We start from the raw sequence: 17158 nt of genomic DNA on the forward strand, positions 1-17158 counted from the left end.
ACCTGCTGGTGCCCCCTCTCTATTTACTCCTCGTCATGCTTGAACCGCCCCCCCTTACGCTCATCACACGCGCTCAACCCGGCTCTGCACCGCTGGCCGCCACGCTCGCAGTGCAGGCCGGATCCTGATACTGCTGATAGATAGCATAAAACTCGGCCTTGTTGTGCAGGGCTGCGGCGACACAGGCGGGATCAAACTGGCTGCCGGCATGCTCTTCCAGATAGGCAAACGCCGTCTCGAACGGCCAGGCCTTCTTGTAGGGGCGCTCGCTGGTCAGGGCATCAAACACATCGGCCACCGTCACGATGCGGGCCGCCAACGGGATCGCCTCCCCCGCCAGCCCCAGCGGATAGCCGGTGCCGTCAAAGCGTTCGTGATGGCTGGCGATGATATTGGTCAACATGTCAGTGTGATGAATCCCATCGAGACCAAACTCGTTGATCATCAGGCTGATCATCTCCCGCCCCTTGCCGGGGTGGATCTTCATGATCTCGAACTCTTCCGGCGTCAGCTTGCCCGGCTTGAGTAAAATGGCGTCCGGCACCGCGATCTTGCCGATGTCGTGCAGCTCGGAGAAGAGGTAGATAAACTCCACCTCCTCATCGCTCAGCCCGCAAGTCGGGGCCAGCGTCTTGGCAATCAGCCGGGAGTAGGCTGACATCCGGTGCAGATGGTTGGCGGTCTCCTCATCCCGATAGCGGCTAAACTCCCGCGCCGTGGTCAGCGCGCCGCCAAGGGTCTGGATGGAGAAAAACTCCACCGCAATGATGGCCGACAGCGCCTGGGCATAGGCCGACAGCTCGCTTCGGATCGGCTCCTCGAAATATCCCGGCTCCATGGCATCGCAAAACAGAAAGCCAAACAGCTTGCTGTTGAACAGCAGCGGCTCGGTATAGCTGGAGGCATAACCCGCCTCCAGCACCTTGCGGCTGTGTTCCGACGCCGAGCCACGCAGGGCATCGAGATTGCCGAGCACCCGGGACTGCTTGTGCTCCGCCAGATAACTCAGGGAGGGAACATCGCTCAGCTTCACCTCATATTGCACCAGCGGCGAGGGCCCCTCGGTGCTGTGGGCAAAGGTCTTGAGCTGATCGGTATGGGGATCGTAAATCGCGATGGCCACCCGACTCAGCTTGTCAAAGCGCTGCCTGAGCGTGGCATGTACGCTTTGCATTTTTTCGCCAAATGAACTTTCCATCGCCTTCTCCAACGGGACCCCGTGATGGAAGTATAGTGACTCCCTTTGACGCTCTCCCTGCCACAGCGTCAAAATTGACAGAAAAATCAACAAAGCAGATTCCCCACAACAAGCCCGCACGGCAGAGGCAATAGCCCTACCAAGGGCACGTCATCAGCGACTGCTCGTGCAGCCCAATCTTGCCTGGTCGGAGATATTGTTCGGTTCTGCCATGCTGGCTGTATAGTTTTTGGTTAACCATTCCGGTAAAATCCGCGCCCTTAAAGAAGAGCCACCTAAGAGTGATTGAGCGATGTCCAACACAAAACAGGCCCCCAAAGTAGGATTCGTCTCCTTGGGTTGCCCCAAAAACCTGGTCGATTCAGAACGCATCCTGACCCAGCTGCGTACCGAAGGGTACGATGTGGTGCCCAGCTATGACGATGCCGAGCTGGTCGTCGTCAACACCTGCGGCTTTATCGACAGCGCGGTGCAAGAGTCGCTGGAAGCGATCGGCGAAGCGCTGGCCGAGAACGGCAAGGTGATCGTCACCGGTTGCCTCGGCGCCAAAGAGAATCAGATCCGCGAGATCCACCCCAAGGTGCTCGAGATCACCGGCCCCCACGCCTATGAAGAGGTGCTGGGTCACGTCCACAAATATGTGGAGAAGCCGCAGCACAACCCCTTCACCAGTCTGGTACCGGCCCACGGCGTCAAGCTGACCCCGCGCCACTACGCCTATCTGAAGATTTCCGAAGGCTGCAACCACCGCTGCACCTTCTGCATCATCCCCTCCATGCGCGGGGATCTGGTGAGCCGCCCCATCGGCGACGTGCTGGCCGAAGCCAAGCGCCTGAAAGAGGCGGGCGTGAAGGAGCTGCTGGTGATCTCCCAGGACACCTCCGCCTACGGCGTCGATGTGAAGCACCGCACCGGTTTCTACGACGGCATGCCGGTCAAGACCAGCATGGTCGCCCTGTGCGAAGAGCTGGCCAAGCTCGATATCTGGGTGCGTCTGCACTACGTCTACCCCTACCCGCACGTAGATGACGTCATCCCGCTGATGCGTGATGGCAAGGTACTGCCCTACCTCGATATTCCGCTGCAGCACGCCAGCCCGCGCATCCTGAAACTGATGAAGCGCCCGGGTACGGTCGAGCGCACCCTGGAGCGTATCCAGAAGTGGCGCGAGATCTGCCCGCAGATCACCCTGCGCTCCACCTTTATCGTCGGCTTCCCGGGCGAGACCGAGGAAGATTTCCAGATGCTGCTGGACTTTATCGACAAGGCGGAGCTGGATCGGGTCGGCTGCTTCAAATACAGCCCGGTCGAAGGGGCGCTGGCCAACGAGCTGCCGGATCCGGTACCGGAAGAGATTCAGGAAGAGCGCTTCCAGCATTTTATGGAGCTGCAACAGCAGGTCTCCATCCGCAAGCTGGCCCGTAAAGTGGGTCAGGAGATGACCGTTATCATCGACGAAGTGGATGAAGAGGGTGCCACTGGCCGCTCCTTCGCCGATGCGCCGGAGATCGACGGTCTGGTCTACCTCAACGGCGAAACCGGCCTCAAGCCGGGGGACATGGTCAAAGTGCGGATCGACGAATCCGACGAATATGACCTGTGGGCCAGTCTGATCAGCTAATTGAGGCTCTACCGGCCAAATGAAAAAAGCGCCTGCGGGCGCTTTTTTATTGGCTCAATATCGCAGGCAAAACCGCTGACCTAGCTCAAATCATGGAGCGCCTTGCCAAGAGGCGGCGTGAGGCGCAGGTCAGAGAAGCGCACCGCCAGCCCCTGCCGCTCCGGCGTGCAGCACATCACCCCGATAAAACAGCGCTCGCTTGGCGGGAACGGGGCGAGGCGCAGCAGCGGCCACACCTTGCCATCGGTGGAGTATTGCAAACGCAGGCAATCGGCCAGCCGGGTCAACCGCAGCCAGAAGCGGCGCGGATTGCCGGTAAAAATACCGGTGGCCCAGTCAGAGCGAGGATTGGTCAGCACGCTGCCGATCATCGGCTGGGCATCGTTGTACTCGATCCCCGCTTTCAGCCAGTGCGCCTCGTCTTGCAGCAGCATCAGCCCCGCCTGATCGTAGAGGGTGGTGAACTCCCCCTCAACGCAGACCTGAAAGGTAAACTCCCCCGCCACCTCGCAGCCATAAAGATGCCCGCTGTGGCGCTCGAAGCCATACCAGGTGCTGCGCCAAAAATCGGTCTGCTGGTCTGTCACCACCTGCAAACCGTCGTCTGTCTGGTGCCACTCGGCCGGTTCATTGAGCCAGCGCCACACCGTCCCTTCCATCATCCTGCTCTGCTCCCTTATCGCGCGTAATCCCGCACAAATGGGGCTCGCCAACGCCTCGTCCGGTCACGACAGGTCATGGCTGCGCCTCTGCGGAATCCATAAAAGGAGTCAATAGTGTCGCTATTGCCGCCCCGATACAAGGCTTGTGCGTTGTTCCGACAGTGCGCCCCAAAAAAGCGCGGGGGGCCTGATGGCCCCCCGCAAACACACCGGATGAGAAAATGTCTTACTTGGCGGCGCTATCCTTCACGCACTTCTGGACAAAGCTGTTCTTGGCCGCGCCAGCCAGCTTCTTGTCGGCCGCCGCCTTCTCGCACTTGGCCGCCGGATCCATCGCCGCGCCCGTCTTCACGCACTTCTGGATAAAGCTGTTCTTGGCCGCACCGGCCAGCTTCTTGTCAGCCGCCGCCTTCTCGCACTCGCCGGTCGCGGCGCCAGCGGCATCTTTCACACACTTGCCGACAAAGCTGGTCTTGGCGGCGCCGTTAAGCTTTTTGGCCGCAGCCTGCGCCTCGCACTGCAACTGGGCTGTGTCGTTGGCAAAGACCGGATTGGCCAGCAGCACGCTGCCGCAGAGCAGGCCGAACAGGATGGTACGCTTCATGGGAGATCTCCTCTCTATCTGGTGATGTATTTGCATGGTCATATTTGCATGACGGTGTGTTGCAAATGGCTGTGATGGCAACAGCTGATTGTTGCCGCAGATCCCCCGCCTCGCCAGCTTGGGAAACGGAGCACAGGGCAACCATCGCCCGCACTATAGCGCCGATTGCCCGCGCGGGAGTGTCCCCGTAAAGCCTTCTCCAACATCAAACCAGCCCCCTACTTTCCCGCCCCACCCGCCAACCCCAATAAAATCAAGGGCCATGGGAATCCGGTTCCCGGTCAGGGCGATTTGTTGAGCCAGCGCAAAAAATCAGTCATTACTGATACTTACGTCACTTTTTGACTGGTGCGGCCAGATTCGATTGGCTTAACATAGCCATCCGATGCCTATTCATCAGTTATGGGCTGCTGCCCTCGCTGGTTAATGGAGCATTTTGGAAGCTGTAATCCATGGGCGGTAGCGTGGGTTTTGCACAGTGATTGATGTATTGCGTAGGTTGGCGCTGAGCGTAGCGAAGCCCAACACGTATGCCTCCGGTTAGTTGGTTCCCATTTCGTGTAACCGAACAGACCGAATATTTCACCCCGATACCGGAAAGGAGAACCATGCGCTATCGCCGAGCAACAACCAGTGGGGCATGTTGGTTCTTCACCGTCAACCTGGCTGACCGACAGCAGGATCTGCTGGTACGTCATATCGACCTGCTGCGCGAAGTGACCCGCCACGTCAAACAGCAACACCCCTTCGAGATTATTGCCATGGTGGTGATGCCGGATCATCTTCATGCCATTTGGCAACTACCGCCGGGTGACAGTGACTATCCCATGCGCTGGTCTCTGATCAAGGCCGGCTTTTCACGGGGCATTGCCAAAACAGAGCGGATACGGGAGAGCCGACTCAGAAAACGGGAACGCGGTATCTGGCAACGCCGTTATTGGGAACATTTGATCCGGGATGACAAGGATCTACAAGCCCATGTCGATTACATCCACTTCAATCCGGTCAAACATGGTTATTGTGCCAAACCGGTCGATTGGTCTTACTCGTCAATTCATCGCTATATCACCGCAGGATGGATAACGCCAGATTGGGCCATTGATAGTGACTCGGGTCAGGAATAATCGGCTAGGGATATGTTGTAGGTTGGCGCTGAGCGTAGCGAAGCCCAACAAACGGGATATATGACTTTCCAAACAAGATGAATTTTGACCATGCAAAACCAACAACCAAATCAAATTTAGCTTTCACGCTAAATGTTGCGCGTCACTTCGTGTAGGTTGGCGCTGAGCACAGCGAAGCCCAACAAATGTCAGTGAAGATTTCTAAAATACTATTTGTGCAATAGAAAATCAGAAACCGAATTTAGCTTTCTCGGTAAACGTTGGGCTTCACTTCGTTCAGCACCAACCTACGATATTTAGCCCAACATACGGGATATAACGCCGATTGGCCACGCGGGATTGCCCCTAGCCAACCTTCGCCAACGACAAGCCAGCCCCCGACTTTCCCGCCACACCCGCCAACCCCAATAAAATCAAGGGCCATGGGAATCCGGTGCCCGATCCGTGCGATTTGTTGAGCTAGCGAAAAAAACCAGACATTACTGACATTTACGTCATTTTTTGACTGGTGTGACCAGATTCGATTGGCTTATCATTGCCACCCAATGCCTATACATCTGCGATCGACTGCTGTCCTATCTCGAGCAATGGAGCATACTGAAGACTAAAATCCACGGGCGATAGAGTGGAGGGATGTTGATAATTTTTGTCATACAAATTTTTAAGACCATTATTTATGGCCAAATCCACATTAATATTAACTTCAACGAAATTTATATATGGAAAAGTATCAGCTTAAAGATGTTTTTACTCCAACGTCACCTGCAAAAATTACTTTCATTGAAAGAAGCAATGATATAAACAATAGATTAGTAAGAGCTTTAGACTTACCTGGCAATCAGGTTGTTATTTATGGATATTCCGGTTCGGGGAAAAGCACTCTACTTGAAAATATTTTATATAGGACCTATGAAAAGCAGATTAACACAAACTGCATGAAGGGAATGACTTTTGAGCAAATCATATTGGATGGTTTTGATCAACTAGAAGATTTTTATGTTAACGAGATAACAAACAGCAAAAAAAACACTATAGATGCAAAAGCAAAAGCTGATTATTTAGCGATAAAAACCCAACTCAGTATGGCATTCGAAAATGCAAGTGCAGAAAAACATACCAGAGTTTTACCCCCTCAACTAACGCCACAAAACCTTGGGCGCTTACTTGGCCAATCAGGATACTGCTGGGTGTTAGAGGATTTTCATAAAATAGAAGGGGAAGAAAAAGAAAAGCTTGCACAAATGATGAAGGTTTTTGTTAACCTATCTGTCACTTACCCAGACTTAAAAATCATTGCACTTGGTGCTGTTAATACGGCGAGGCAAGTAGTTAAATCAGATAAGGAAATGAGGAGGCGAATCACAGAAATCCATGTTGACTTAATGAGTAGCGATGAAATAAAACAAATAATATCAAAAGGCTGTGCAGCTTTAAACATTGAGATAGATGACGGTCTACAAAATGATATAGCAAATCACTCCAACGGATTAGCATCTATATGTCATAAAATTTGTTATCTAATGTGCAGTGCTGCTTTGATTAATGAAACTGTTAAGGAAAAAATATCATTTACTGCTGAGGATTTACATAACGCATTATGTGAATATATATCTGATGAGGAAGACACAATAAGAGATGCCTTTGATAGTGCATTAAAAATTGAAAAAATAGAGCCTACACTACGTGTCTTATCAGCTCAAAATATAAGTGGAGCGCATGTAGATGACTTATATCAATGGTCAAAAGAGCATCTAATTAAAATCACCAAAACAAAACTAAAGGAGGATTTGGAGAATCTTGAGAAAGAGGAGTTTGGTAGTTTAGTCAAGCTAGAGGAAAATTCACAGAAATATTCATTTGCGGACCCATTTTACCGTGATTTCTCAATGGCTTACTTTGAGCAGAAAGACTCAACACTTCAAAAGAAACGAATGACAGAAAAAGACATGCTTGAACTCTTTAATAGTGCATTTAAAATACTGCACACTAATTTTGGCAGCGTATAAAACCACCAGTTACATTTATCTTGCGGATAGCAAAAATCATTATATTGACTATCCATAATGAAATCTAAATAAGTTTAAGCATACACATGGAAAAATCCCCCGTCACCGGGGGATTTTTATTTCTATCGGTTATCTCAGCTCGGCGGCTTATCCCACCAAAAATGCCCTTAACCGGGCAAACTCCGCTGGCAAATTAACGGAAAGCAGCGGCAGTTCGGCGTGCTTGGCGAGCGGGCCGGGCAGCGGTACATCGAGATCCAGGATCTCGTCCACCGACTCCTTGAACTTGGCGGGATGGGCGGTGCAGAGGAACACCCCCACTTCATCCTCGGCCAGCTGTTCCCCCAGCAGATCCCAGGCAATGGCGCCGTGGGGTTCGCAGAGGTAATCCAGCTGGTGCAGCCGTTTCAGCGCAGCGCGAGTCTGGGCATCGTCACGCATGCCTGACCCCAGGGTCTCCAGCGCCCAGCCTTTGCGACGGCACAGCTCTTCTACCCGCGGCCAGTTGTTGGGGCGGCTGACATCCATGGCGTTCGACAGGGTGGCCACTGTCTGGTGCGGCTCCCATTGACCGCTTTTCAGGTAGCGCGGCACGGTATCGTTGGCGTTGGTGGCGGCGATAAAGCGCTTCACCGGCAGCCCCAGCGCCTTGGCAATCAAGCCTGCGGTGAGGTTGCCAAAGTTGCCGGACGGCACGCTGATCACCGCCTTGGCGCGATCGGCTTTCGGCAACTGGGCCACCGCCTCGAAGTAGTAGCAAACCTGCGCCAGCAGACGGCTGATATTGATGGAGTTGGCGGAGTTGAGGCCAATGGCCTTTTTCAGCGCTTCGTCGTCAAAGGCCTGTTTTACCAGCGTCTGACAGGCATCGAAGTCGCCGTCGATGGCGATGGTGCGGATATTGCCGCCGAGGGTGCAGAAGAGCTTCTCCTGCAAGGGGCTGATCTTGCCCTTGGGATAGAGGATCACCACCTCGATCCCCTCCAGCCCGTAGAAGGCGTGGGCCACGGCGGCGCCGGTGTCGCCGGAGGTGGCGGTGAGGATAGTAATTTTGTCGTTGGTTCTAAAGGCGGCGAGGCACTGGGCCATAAAGCGACCGCCGAAGTCCTTGAACGCCAGAGTCGGGCCGTGGAACAGCTCAAGGGCATAAGTGCCATCTTTGAGTTTCACCAGCGGCGCCGGGAAGGTGAAGGCGGCGTTGACAAGCTCGCTCACCTTGGCGGCGGGCACTTCGTCCCCCAGCAGGTGGCTCAGGATGCGGGCAGAGCGTTCGGCCAGCGGCAGATCGAGCAGGGCATCCACATCGGCGAGCGGTTCGAGTTGTTCGGGGAAAAAGAGCCCCTGTTCGCGACCCAAGCCCTGACGCACCGCCTGCGCGAAGCTCACCTGTTCGCTGTTGTCCTTGATGTTGTAGAGATTCATAGCTCGCTTCCTGTTACCCGTGCCCCGGCCATGTCCAGTTTGCAGACCCGGGCAAATCCATCTTCATTCTGCACGAAATGTGCTTCCATCCAATCCTTCATCCGCTCGGCCTGCGCCAGCTCCTTCATCACCACAAACACGGTGGGGCCGGAGCCGGAGATGCCAGTGGCGAGCGCCCCGTTCTGGGCCGCCTGCGCCCGCACCTCGGCAAAGCCTTCGATCAGCGCCGCGCGGTAGGGCTCGGCAATCACGTCTTTCAAGACGCTCGCGGCCAGCCCCTCCTGCCCGGTGTAGCTGGCGTGGACAAAGGCAGCCAGGCGGCGGCCATAGGTGAGGCAATCCTGACGGCGATATTGGGCCGGCAGAATGGCGCGGGCCGCGGCGGTGGAGACCACAGTGCCCGGGTAGCAGACCACCCAGTACCACTGATCGAACACCGGAATACCCTGACTGATAACGCCGTGCTCTTCCAGCACCAGCTGCATGCCGCCGAGATAACAGGGGGCCACGTTGTCGTAGTGGACGGAGCCGGAGATGCGCCCTTCCATCTCCCCCATCAGCAGCAGCATGTCGTGCTCATTGAGCGGCTCGCCGTGGAAGGCGTTGAGCCCCTCAAGGGCCGCCACCACGCTGCAGGCGCTGGAACCCAGCCCCGAGCCCACCGGCAGGTTCTTCTCCAGCACCATTTCGAGGGGCTGGAGTTTAAGGCCGCGCTTTTCCAGCGCCTCGCCATAGGCGACCCAGCAGTCATGGAGGATATTCTTTTTCGGATCGTCCGGTAGCTTGTGGGCGTAGCGGCCCACAGAGGACAGCGCAAACGGCACGTCAGCCGCTTTTACCTGCACCCGATCGCCGAGCAGAGAGCCATCCACGGGGGCGAGCGCCGCCCCCAGTACATCGAATCCCACGCTCAGGTTGGCGCTGGAGGCGGGGGCATAGGCGACGACGCTGCCGCCTTCACTCATATAAGAGGGGTACATGTCTGAACTCATGCTTATAGCTCCTGCTTCCAGTTCTGGGTGCGCAGCACGTCGGCAAAGACGCCCGCCGCGGTCACTTCGGTACCGGCGCCGTAGCCACGCAGCACCAGCGGGATCGGCTGGTAGTAGGTGGAGAAGAAGGCGAGCGCGTTCTCCCCGTCTTTGACCTTGAACAGCGGCTCGTCGCCACCGACCGCCTTGATGGCGACCTTGCACTTGCCACCTTCGATGGAGCCCACATAGCGCAGCACCTTGCCTTCACGCTGGGCGGCGGCGAACTGGTCGCGGAACCAGCCGTCGGCTTCGGGCAGACGGGCCATAAAGGCTTCCACGTCGCCGCTGGCATCAAAGCCCGGCGGCAGCGCCTGCTCGACTTCGACATCGGAGAGCTCCAGCGCCATGCCGGCTTCGCGAGCCAGAATGAGCAGCTTGCGCGCCACATCCATGCCGTTGAGATCGTCGCGGGGATCCGGCTCGGTAAAGCCGTTGCTGCGGGCGATTTGGGTCGCCTCGGAGAAGGCCATCCCCTCGTCCAGCTTGCCGAAGATAAAGGAGAGCGAACCGGACAGAATGCCGTCGAAGGCTCGCAGCTTGTCACCGGCCTTGATGAGGTTTTGCAGGTTCTCGATAACCGGCAAACCGGCGCCGACGTTGGTCTCGTACAGGAACTTGCGGCGAGTCTGGCGGGCAGTGCGGCGCAGCGCCTTGTAGTAATCAAGCGAACCGGTGTTGGCCTTCTTGTTCGGGGTGACCACGTGGAAACCGGCGGCGAGGAAGTCGGCGTACTGGACGGCCACCGCCTCGGAGGAGGTACAGTCGACGATCACCGGGTTGATGATGTGGCTATCTTCCACCAGCTTTTTCACCCCTTCCAGCGAGAAGCTGTCGCGGGCTTCCGCCAGCTGTTCCCGCCAGTTGGCGAGGTTCAGACCATCCTTGTTGACCGCCATCTGGCGGCTGTTGGCGATGCCGACCACGCGAAGGCCAGTGCCCTGCTCGGCCAGTACCGGTTGCTGGCGGGCAATCTGATCCACCAGCGCCGCGCCGACGCCGCCGACCCCGACCACAAAGAGATCGATAAACTGCTGGCTGCCAAAGAAGTTCTGGTGACAGGCCTTGATGGCTTCCGCCACCTTGCGATCCCGCACCACCGCCGAGATTGAGCGCTCGCTAGAGCCCTGCGCGATGGCGACGATGTTGATGGAGGCTTGCGCCAGCGAGGTGAAGAAGCGGGCTGCCATCCCCTTGCTGGTGCGCATGCCGTCACCGATCAGGGAGATGATCGCCAGATCGCTGATGATATCCAGCGGCTCCAGCAGCTGGTTTTTGAATTCGAGCTCGAACTCGCGCTCCAGCACCTTGCGGGTCTTCTCGCTGTCGTAGCTGTGGATACAGAAGCTGACGCTGTACTCGGAAGATGACTGGGTGATCAGCACGATACTGACCCCGGCGCGGGAGACGGCTGAGAAGATGCGACCGGCCATGCCGACCATCCCCTTCATGCCGGGGCCGGAGACGTTGAACATGCACATGCCGGAGAGATCCGAGATGGCCTTCACTTTCAGGTCATCGTCGCCGCTCTCGGGGCCGATCAGGGTGCCCGGCCCTTGCGGGTTGAAGCTGTTCTTGATGAGGCAGGGAATATGGAACTGGGCCACCGGCGCGATGGTTTTCGGGTGCAGCACCTTGGCGCCGAAGTAGGAGAGCTCCATCGCCTCCTTGTAGGAGAGGGTTTTCAGCAGGTAGGCATCCGGCACCAGACGTGGGTCACAGCTGTAGCAGCCTTCGACATCGGTCCAGATCTCGCAGCACTCGGCATCGACACAGGCGGCCAATACGGCTGCGGAGTAGTCGGAGCCGTTGCGGCCCAGCAGCACGGTCTCGCCCTTGTCGCTGCCGCCGGTAAAGCCCGGCATCAGGTAGAGGCAATCGTTACGCAGCCCCTTGGCAGCAAAGCGCAGACGGGAGGCTTCAATATCGACGTGGGCTTCCAGATAACCGCCATCGGTCACCAGCAGCTCTTCCGGTACGATCAGCTCCAGATCCAGACCGCGCACCCGCAGCAGTTCGTGCATAAAGGCGATGGAGAGGTTCTCGCCACGGCTCAGAATGCGCGCCTGCACGTTGTCCGGGCAGAGGCCCAGCAGACGAATGCCCTGCATCAGCCGCTCCACCTGATCCAGCTCGGCGGTGAGACGGGCCAGCAGCGCCTTGTCATCGAGCGCCGGATAGGCCGCCTTCAACCCGGCCAGCAGGCGGGAGAAGATGCCATTGACTTCAAACAGGGTGGAACTGGCATCCATGCCGCGGCTGGTCTGCTCCACCAGCGCCACCAGATGATTGGTCACCTTGGCAGGAGCAGAGAGCACCAGGGCTACCTGAGATTGGCCGTGGGTGTTGACCGCGATATCGGCCACCCGTAAAAAACGCTCTGCATCGGCCAGTGAAGACCCGCCAAATTTCAACACTCTCATCGCTTTCTCTCCCTGTAAATCTATGAAATTCAATCTAAAAACCAATCCAACAAAAAGGCCCGTACTGGGTGGGTACGGGCCTTTTCTGATTTCTGTGCTTGTTCGTCAGCGCATCAACCGGCCCCAGTGCCACCTGTGGTGGTACCGGTAATAATGGTGGTGGTGATGACGTTGGTGAATAACTGCATGACGAACACTCGTTGACGAAGCTGGCTTTTAGCAATACCGCGGCGGGCGATGGGCTGTCAACTTAAACCTCTTTACCAAGTTTGCGCGCAAGGTCTTTGCAGAGCAGGTGGAGCATGTTCAAATCCCGCTGCGGCAGCATGGGCACCCGGTCCATCACCCATTGATGCAGTTTTTCATCCTGCGAAACTCCGAGTTCACCCAGCAATTCTGCTGTTTTGCTTTTCAGCACCCGAACCTGCCCGGCGTTATCAAAATTTTCTGCTACCGCAGCGGCGCCGTCGGCGTTCAGCTCATCCATCAGCTGACTCATCTCGTAGGCGTAGAGCATGATCGCCTGCCCCAGATTGAGAGACGGGTAGCTCACCTTGAGCGGCAGATAGCTGATGAGATCGACCTCGGCCAGCTGCTCGTTGGAGAGCCCCGACTCCTCGCAGCCAAAGACGATGGCGACCTTGCCGAGGGAAGGCTTGCTGCGGATCTGCTCGCGGATCTCCCCCGGGGTGAGGTAGTGCTGGTAGCGACCGCGCTCACGGGCAGTGGTGGCGATCACCAGATCCATGTCGGCCAGCGCCTCGGGCAGGGTATCGAACGCTTCGGCCTGAGTCAGGATCTCCTGGGCGCCGTGGGCCACCCAGCTTGCCTCCTCCTCTTCGTGTACCCGGCTCGCCACCAGTCGCATGGCATCGAATCCCATGGTTTTCATGGCGCGGGCAGCCGCCCCCACATTCGCAGGTCGGGCAGGTGCCACCAGGACAAAATAGAGCTTCATCGGGTTTCCTCACAGGCCGGACGGCCTCTCAAACAGACAGCAAACAGTCGCTAAACCATCACCAAAACAGGGGCGCAATCTACCGTTTATCCCCGAAAATTGCCACTTGAACAGACGTTTGAATGTTGCGATAGTGGCCTGACGTGTGAACAAATTACACCCAATCCTTCGCGCTATCGGCCCGACAGATCACAAGGAAGAGAGAGATGCAGCAGCCATTGGAACAGGCCGTCGCCGAGACTATCTTGCAACGCTTCGAGTCGTTTTACAGCCGGTTTCTCGAGATAACCCAGGGCAGCAAGAGCCGCTTCGAGAACAGTGACTGGCTGGGGGTACAGCTGGCGGGTCGCGAGCGTATTCGCCTCTATGACCACCATGTGGGGGCCACCGCCAGCTCCATCCGCCAGATGATGGGGGAGCACCACGCCACTCAGGAGCTGCTCAAGCGGGTCAAAAGTGCCTTCAGCGATCTGCTGCCCCGTTGTGACAACTTCGAGGTGGCGGAGTCCTTCTTCAACTCCGTCTATCGCCGGATCTTTCGCCATCGCAATATCCGTGACGAGAACCTCTATATCCACCCCTTTGTCAGCCGTGGCGACAAACCCGATCTGAGCGCCCTGCTGCGCATCTATCGCACCGATCTGGCCCACCTGCCGCAGACCCTGAGTCAGCTGCTCGGGGATTACAGCTTCACCCTCCCCTATGAGGACAAACAGCGGGATATTGTCGACATCCACCGCCATCTTGCGGAGAACGGCCCGCAAATCCTCCATGATGAGCCGTTTGCCATCGAGCTGCTCAAAGAGGTGTTCTACCGCAACAAGGGGGCCTATCTGGTGGGGCTGATCCGGGCCCGGGATCAGGTCTTCCCCTTTATCCTGCCCCTGCTCAGCACAGGCCACAGCATCTATGTGGACACAGTGATCTTCGAGCCGGATCTCGCCTCCATCGTGTTTGGCTTCGCCCGCGCCTACTTCATGGTTTATGCCCGCGAACCGGCGCTGTTTGTCGCCTTCCTGCGCCAGATCATGCCCCACAAGCCCGATTACGAGATCTACAACGCCATCGGCTGCCAAAAGCACGGTAAGACCGAGCTCTATCGCCACTACCGCCACCATCTGGCCCAGAGTCGGGATCAGTTCATCATCGCGCCGGGCATCAAGGGGATGGTGATGAGCGTGTTTACCCTCCCCTCCTACGATGTGGTGTTCAAGGTGATAAAAGACGAGTTCACGCCGCCCAAAGATGTGAGCCACGAACAGGTGAAGGCAAAGTACCGGCTGGTTAAACAGCACGATCGGGTTGGCCGGATGGCCGATACCCAGGAGTTCACCAACTTCGAGTTTCCCCTCGATCGCATCTCACCCGAGCTGCTTGCCGAGCTCAAGACGGTGGCACCGTCGGCGCTCACCATCAGCGACGACAAGCTGGTGATCAAGCACCTCTATACCGAGCGCAAGATGATCCCGCTCAACCTCTATCTGGACAAGGCGGACGAGCAGCAGACGCGGCTCGCGCTGGAGGAGTACGGCAACGCCATCAAACAGCTGGCGGCGGCCAATATCTTCCCGGGGGACATGCTGTTCAAGAACTTTGGCGTCACCCGGCACGGCCGGGTGGTCTTCTACGACTACGACGAGATCTGTTACATGACGGAGTGCAACTTCCGCCAGATCCCGCCGCCGCGCTACCCCGAGGATGAGTGGAGCGCCGAGCCCTGGTACTCGGTGGCCCCCAACGACATCTTCCCCGAGGAGTTCGCCACCTTCCTGCTGCAAAAGCCGCAGGTGCGCGAGATCATGCTGCAGCTGCACAAGGAGATGTTCGACGCCAACTACTGGAAGATGCTGCAGAGCAACATCAAGGTGGGGGTGTTCGAGGATGTCTATCCCTACCGGCGCAAGAAGCGCTTCAAGTACCAGCGAGGCGGCTGATCGCGCAGCGCCCGCACACATCGCAGCAACGAAAACGGGGTGGCCAGTGCCACCCCGTTTTGCTATCCGCTTTGCGCCTTAACTGCCGCGACGGCGGATCACCCCCTCCTGCATGGTGCTCGCCACCAGCATGCCATCACGGGTAAAGAACTGACCGCGCACCAGACCGCGACCACTGCTGGCGCTCGGGCTGTCTACCACGTAGAGCAGCCAGTCGTCGAAGCGGAAATCACGGTGGAACCACATGGAGTGATCGATGGTCGCCACCTGCATATCCGGCTCCCAGTACGACACCCCGTGGGGCTGCAGCGAGGTGAGCAGGAAGTTGAAGTCGGAGGCGTAGGCCAGCAGGTATTTGTGCACCCGCAGATCGTCCGGCATCTGGCCATTGGCCTTGAACCAGACGTGGCGCACCGGATCCTGCACCGTCGGCCGAATAGGGTCGACCAGGGTCACCGGACGCATCTCGATGGGCTGCTCGCAGAGGATCTTGTCGCGCAGAGAGGCCGGGATCAGGTTCTCGTAGGGGCGCACCAGCTCCAGCTCGCTCTTGAGCTCCTCCGGCGGGGTGATGCCGGTGGGCATCTGCGCCTGATGCTCGAAACCGTCGGCCGGCACCTGAAACGAGGCGTTGAGATAGAAGATGGGCTTGCCGCCCTGAATCGCCTTGACCCGGCGGGTGGAGACGGTCTGGCCGTCGCGAATATTCTCAACGTCGTAGACGATGGGACGGGTCACATCCCCCGGACGCAGGAAGTAGGAGTGAAAACTGTGAACCTGACGACCGGTCTCGACCGTCTGCTTGGCGGCTGACAAGGCCTGCCCCATTACCTGTCCGCCAAACACGGCCCGCAGACCGAGATCCTGGCTCTGGCCCCGAAACAGGCCCTCCTCGATTTTTTCCAGCGCCAGCAACGCCAGCAGCTCATCAAGTACCTTGCTCATCGTTCACTCCTCTATCAGAGCCGCACAGGCTAACAAGCTCACCGGAGCAGAGCAACCGCAGCGGCGAGTCTGCGGGCAAGCAGACGACAGAAATGCCCCTCAATTTTTCACCAGCCACCCTTTTGCCATCCTGGGGGGTTGATACAAAAAGGCCCGCACCATTTGGTGCGGGCCTTTGCTTGACCAACTGCGCGCTCTTTGACGGCACACAGTTCGCAACGGGCTATCGGTTTACTTGCTGCCGGTACCGGAGTTGCGGGTAGAGGCTTGCGGCTTGCGACGGGCGGTGGTGGCGCGAGCGCGCGGCTCTTTGCCCTGCATCTCTTTGTGACGCTGCACGGCGCGACGGATCTGGGCGGCCTGCTTGTGACGGCTGGTTTTGCCATCTTGCTGCAGATCGACCTTGGATTCGGTCTCCGGCGGCAGGTTGACCAGACCGCGCAGGTAGTTCACTTCCGGCAGTTTCAGCTCTTGCCAGCCGCCGCGCGGGATGCCGCGGTCCAGCTTGACGTCGCCGTAGCGGATCCGCATCAGGCGGCTCACCTGCACTTCCTGGGATTCCCACAGGCGGCGCACTTCACGGTTGCGTCCTTCGGTCAGGGTAACGTTGAACCACTGGTTCAGACCCTCACCGCCAGCCGGTTTGATCTTGTTGAACTTGGCGGTGCCATCTTCCAGCTGCACGCCCTTGCGCAGACGCTGCAGCATGGCTTCGGTGATTTCGCCAAAGACACGTACCGCGTATTCCCGTTCCACTTCGTGGCTCGGGTGCATCAGGCGGTTGGCCAGCTCACCGTCGGTGGTGAACAGCAGCAGACCTGAGGTGTTGACGTCGAGGCGGCCGACCGCAATCCAGCGGGCACCTTCCATCTTGGGCAGACGATCAAACACGGTGGGACGACCTTCCGGATCGTGACGGGTACACATCTCCCCTTCCGGCTTGTGGTAAGCCAGTACGCGGCAGATCACTTCCTCTGCGGCACGGGTCTTGACCTGGTGACCATCCACCCGGATCACGGCGTTCACTTCGACGCGATCCCCCAGTGTGGCGACCTTGCCATCCACACTGACCCGACCTGCGGTGATCAGGGCCTCCATCTCACGACGGGAGCCGTGACCCGCGCGGGCCAACACTTTTTGCAGTTTTTCACTCATCGGGGTTACCTGATTGTTGATCGCTGCCCACTGGTAAAAGGGGCAACGGGGTTAACTGTAACAAACGCCGGTTGG

Annotated in this window: 13 protein-coding genes; 4 read left to right on the forward strand and 9 right to left on the reverse strand. The window is 57.6% G+C overall.

What is annotated here, in order from left to right:
- Window positions 1–73 precede the first annotated feature (73 nt).
- A complete protein-coding gene (locus AB5Y86_RS12800) occupies window positions 74–1198 on the reverse strand; it encodes an HD-GYP domain-containing protein (protein WP_368192997.1) in 1125 nt (374 codons plus the stop codon).
- Window positions 1199–1490: 292 nt separating this feature from the next.
- Between AB5Y86_RS12800 and rimO the strand changes: the two genes are divergently transcribed.
- Window positions 1491–2819: a 30S ribosomal protein S12 methylthiotransferase RimO gene (rimO, locus tag AB5Y86_RS12805; RefSeq protein ID WP_368192998.1), complete on the forward strand. Its 1329-nt coding sequence runs from the start codon at window positions 1491–1493 to the stop codon at window positions 2817–2819.
- A gap of 80 nt (window positions 2820–2899) precedes the next feature.
- On the opposite strand, the gene AB5Y86_RS12810 is transcribed toward rimO, so the two are convergent.
- Both AB5Y86_RS12810 and AB5Y86_RS12815 read right to left on the reverse strand, forming a co-directional pair.
- Entirely contained in the window at window positions 2900–3481 is a 582-nt protein-coding gene (locus tag AB5Y86_RS12810) for a DUF1349 domain-containing protein (RefSeq protein ID WP_338710169.1), read from the reverse strand.
- A gap of 226 nt (window positions 3482–3707) precedes the next feature.
- Window positions 3708–4085: a hypothetical protein gene (locus tag AB5Y86_RS12815; protein ID WP_162517401.1), complete on the reverse strand. Its 378-nt coding sequence runs from the start codon at window positions 4083–4085 to the stop codon at window positions 3708–3710.
- Window positions 4086–4693: 608 nt separating this feature from the next.
- On the opposite strand from AB5Y86_RS12815, the gene AB5Y86_RS12820 reads away from it, so the two are divergent.
- Together AB5Y86_RS12820 and AB5Y86_RS12825 are read left to right on the forward strand one after the other, a co-directional pair.
- On the forward strand, window positions 4694–5209 hold the full coding sequence (locus tag AB5Y86_RS12820) for a transposase (RefSeq protein ID WP_338710170.1): 516 nt from the start codon (window positions 4694–4696) through the stop codon (window positions 5207–5209).
- A gap of 719 nt (window positions 5210–5928) precedes the next feature.
- Entirely contained in the window at window positions 5929–7215 is a 1287-nt protein-coding gene (locus AB5Y86_RS12825) for a hypothetical protein (protein ID WP_368192999.1), read from the forward strand.
- 147 nt (window positions 7216–7362) lie between these two features.
- On the opposite strand, the gene thrC is transcribed toward AB5Y86_RS12825, so the two are convergent.
- The 4 genes from thrC to AB5Y86_RS12845 all read right to left on the reverse strand — a co-directional run bounded on the left by thrC (window position 7363) and on the right by AB5Y86_RS12845 (window position 13049).
- On the reverse strand, window positions 7363–8637 hold the full coding sequence (gene thrC / locus AB5Y86_RS12830; RefSeq protein WP_368193000.1) for a threonine synthase: 1275 nt from the start codon (window positions 8635–8637) through the stop codon (window positions 7363–7365).
- Window positions 8634–9629 carry a homoserine kinase gene (gene thrB, locus AB5Y86_RS12835; protein ID WP_368193001.1) on the reverse strand — a complete coding sequence of 332 codons (996 nt, stop codon included), beginning with the start codon at window positions 9627–9629 and terminating at the stop codon, window positions 8634–8636. Before thrB ends, thrC begins: the two co-directional genes overlap by 4 nt.
- A 2-nt stretch (window positions 9630–9631) precedes the next feature.
- On the reverse strand, window positions 9632–12091 hold the full coding sequence (thrA, locus tag AB5Y86_RS12840) for a bifunctional aspartate kinase/homoserine dehydrogenase I (protein ID WP_368193002.1): 2460 nt from the start codon (window positions 12089–12091) through the stop codon (window positions 9632–9634).
- Between the two features lie 250 nt (window positions 12092–12341).
- Window positions 12342–13049 (reverse strand): tRNA/rRNA methyltransferase, encoded by a 708-nt coding sequence (locus AB5Y86_RS12845; RefSeq protein ID WP_159143383.1) that lies wholly within the window; start codon window positions 13047–13049, stop codon window positions 12342–12344.
- Between the two features lie 206 nt (window positions 13050–13255).
- Between AB5Y86_RS12845 and aceK the strand changes: the two genes are divergently transcribed.
- Window positions 13256–14983: a bifunctional isocitrate dehydrogenase kinase/phosphatase gene (gene aceK / locus AB5Y86_RS12850; protein WP_021231206.1), complete on the forward strand. Its 1728-nt coding sequence runs from the start codon at window positions 13256–13258 to the stop codon at window positions 14981–14983.
- Window positions 14984–15061: 78 nt separating this feature from the next.
- On the opposite strand, the gene tesB is transcribed toward aceK, so the two are convergent.
- Complete coding sequence (gene tesB / locus AB5Y86_RS12855; protein WP_019445657.1) at window positions 15062–15928, reverse strand: acyl-CoA thioesterase II; 867 nt, start codon at window positions 15926–15928, stop codon at window positions 15062–15064.
- 231 nt (window positions 15929–16159) lie between these two features.
- A complete protein-coding gene (gene rluB, locus AB5Y86_RS12860; RefSeq protein WP_005347347.1) occupies window positions 16160–17083 on the reverse strand; it encodes a 23S rRNA pseudouridine(2605) synthase RluB in 924 nt (307 codons plus the stop codon).
- Window positions 17084–17158 lie beyond the last annotated feature (75 nt).

Source organism: Aeromonas sp. s8, assembly GCF_040907785.1.
Classification (GTDB): domain Bacteria; phylum Pseudomonadota; class Gammaproteobacteria; order Enterobacterales; family Aeromonadaceae; genus Aeromonas; species Aeromonas veronii.

Excerpts from the sequence above, each read along its gene's own strand:
- AB5Y86_RS12845 (WP_159143383.1), bottom strand. The coding sequence starts at position 13,049 with ATGAAGCTCTATTTTGTCCTGGTGGCACCTGCCCGACCTGCGAATGTG.
- thrB (WP_368193001.1), bottom strand. The coding sequence starts at position 9,629 with ATGAGTTCAGACATGTACCCCTCTTATATGAGTGAAGGCGGCAGCGTC.
- tesB (WP_019445657.1), bottom strand. The coding sequence starts at position 15,928 with ATGAGCAAGGTACTTGATGAGCTGCTGGCGTTGCTGGCGCTGGAAAAA.
- rluB (WP_005347347.1), bottom strand. The coding sequence starts at position 17,083 with ATGAGTGAAAAACTGCAAAAAGTGTTGGCCCGCGCGGGTCACGGCTCC.
- AB5Y86_RS12815 (WP_162517401.1), bottom strand. The coding sequence starts at position 4,085 with ATGAAGCGTACCATCCTGTTCGGCCTGCTCTGCGGCAGCGTGCTGCTG.
- aceK (WP_021231206.1), top strand. The coding sequence starts at position 13,256 with ATGCAGCAGCCATTGGAACAGGCCGTCGCCGAGACTATCTTGCAACGC.
- AB5Y86_RS12820 (WP_338710170.1), top strand. The coding sequence starts at position 4,694 with ATGCGCTATCGCCGAGCAACAACCAGTGGGGCATGTTGGTTCTTCACC.
- AB5Y86_RS12810 (WP_338710169.1), bottom strand. The coding sequence starts at position 3,481 with ATGATGGAAGGGACGGTGTGGCGCTGGCTCAATGAACCGGCCGAGTGG.
- rimO (WP_368192998.1), top strand. The coding sequence starts at position 1,491 with ATGTCCAACACAAAACAGGCCCCCAAAGTAGGATTCGTCTCCTTGGGT.
- AB5Y86_RS12825 (WP_368192999.1), top strand. The coding sequence starts at position 5,929 with ATGGAAAAGTATCAGCTTAAAGATGTTTTTACTCCAACGTCACCTGCA.
- AB5Y86_RS12800 (WP_368192997.1), bottom strand. The coding sequence starts at position 1,198 with ATGGAAAGTTCATTTGGCGAAAAAATGCAAAGCGTACATGCCACGCTC.
- thrA (WP_368193002.1), bottom strand. The coding sequence starts at position 12,091 with ATGAGAGTGTTGAAATTTGGCGGGTCTTCACTGGCCGATGCAGAGCGT.
- thrC (WP_368193000.1), bottom strand. The coding sequence starts at position 8,637 with ATGAATCTCTACAACATCAAGGACAACAGCGAACAGGTGAGCTTCGCG.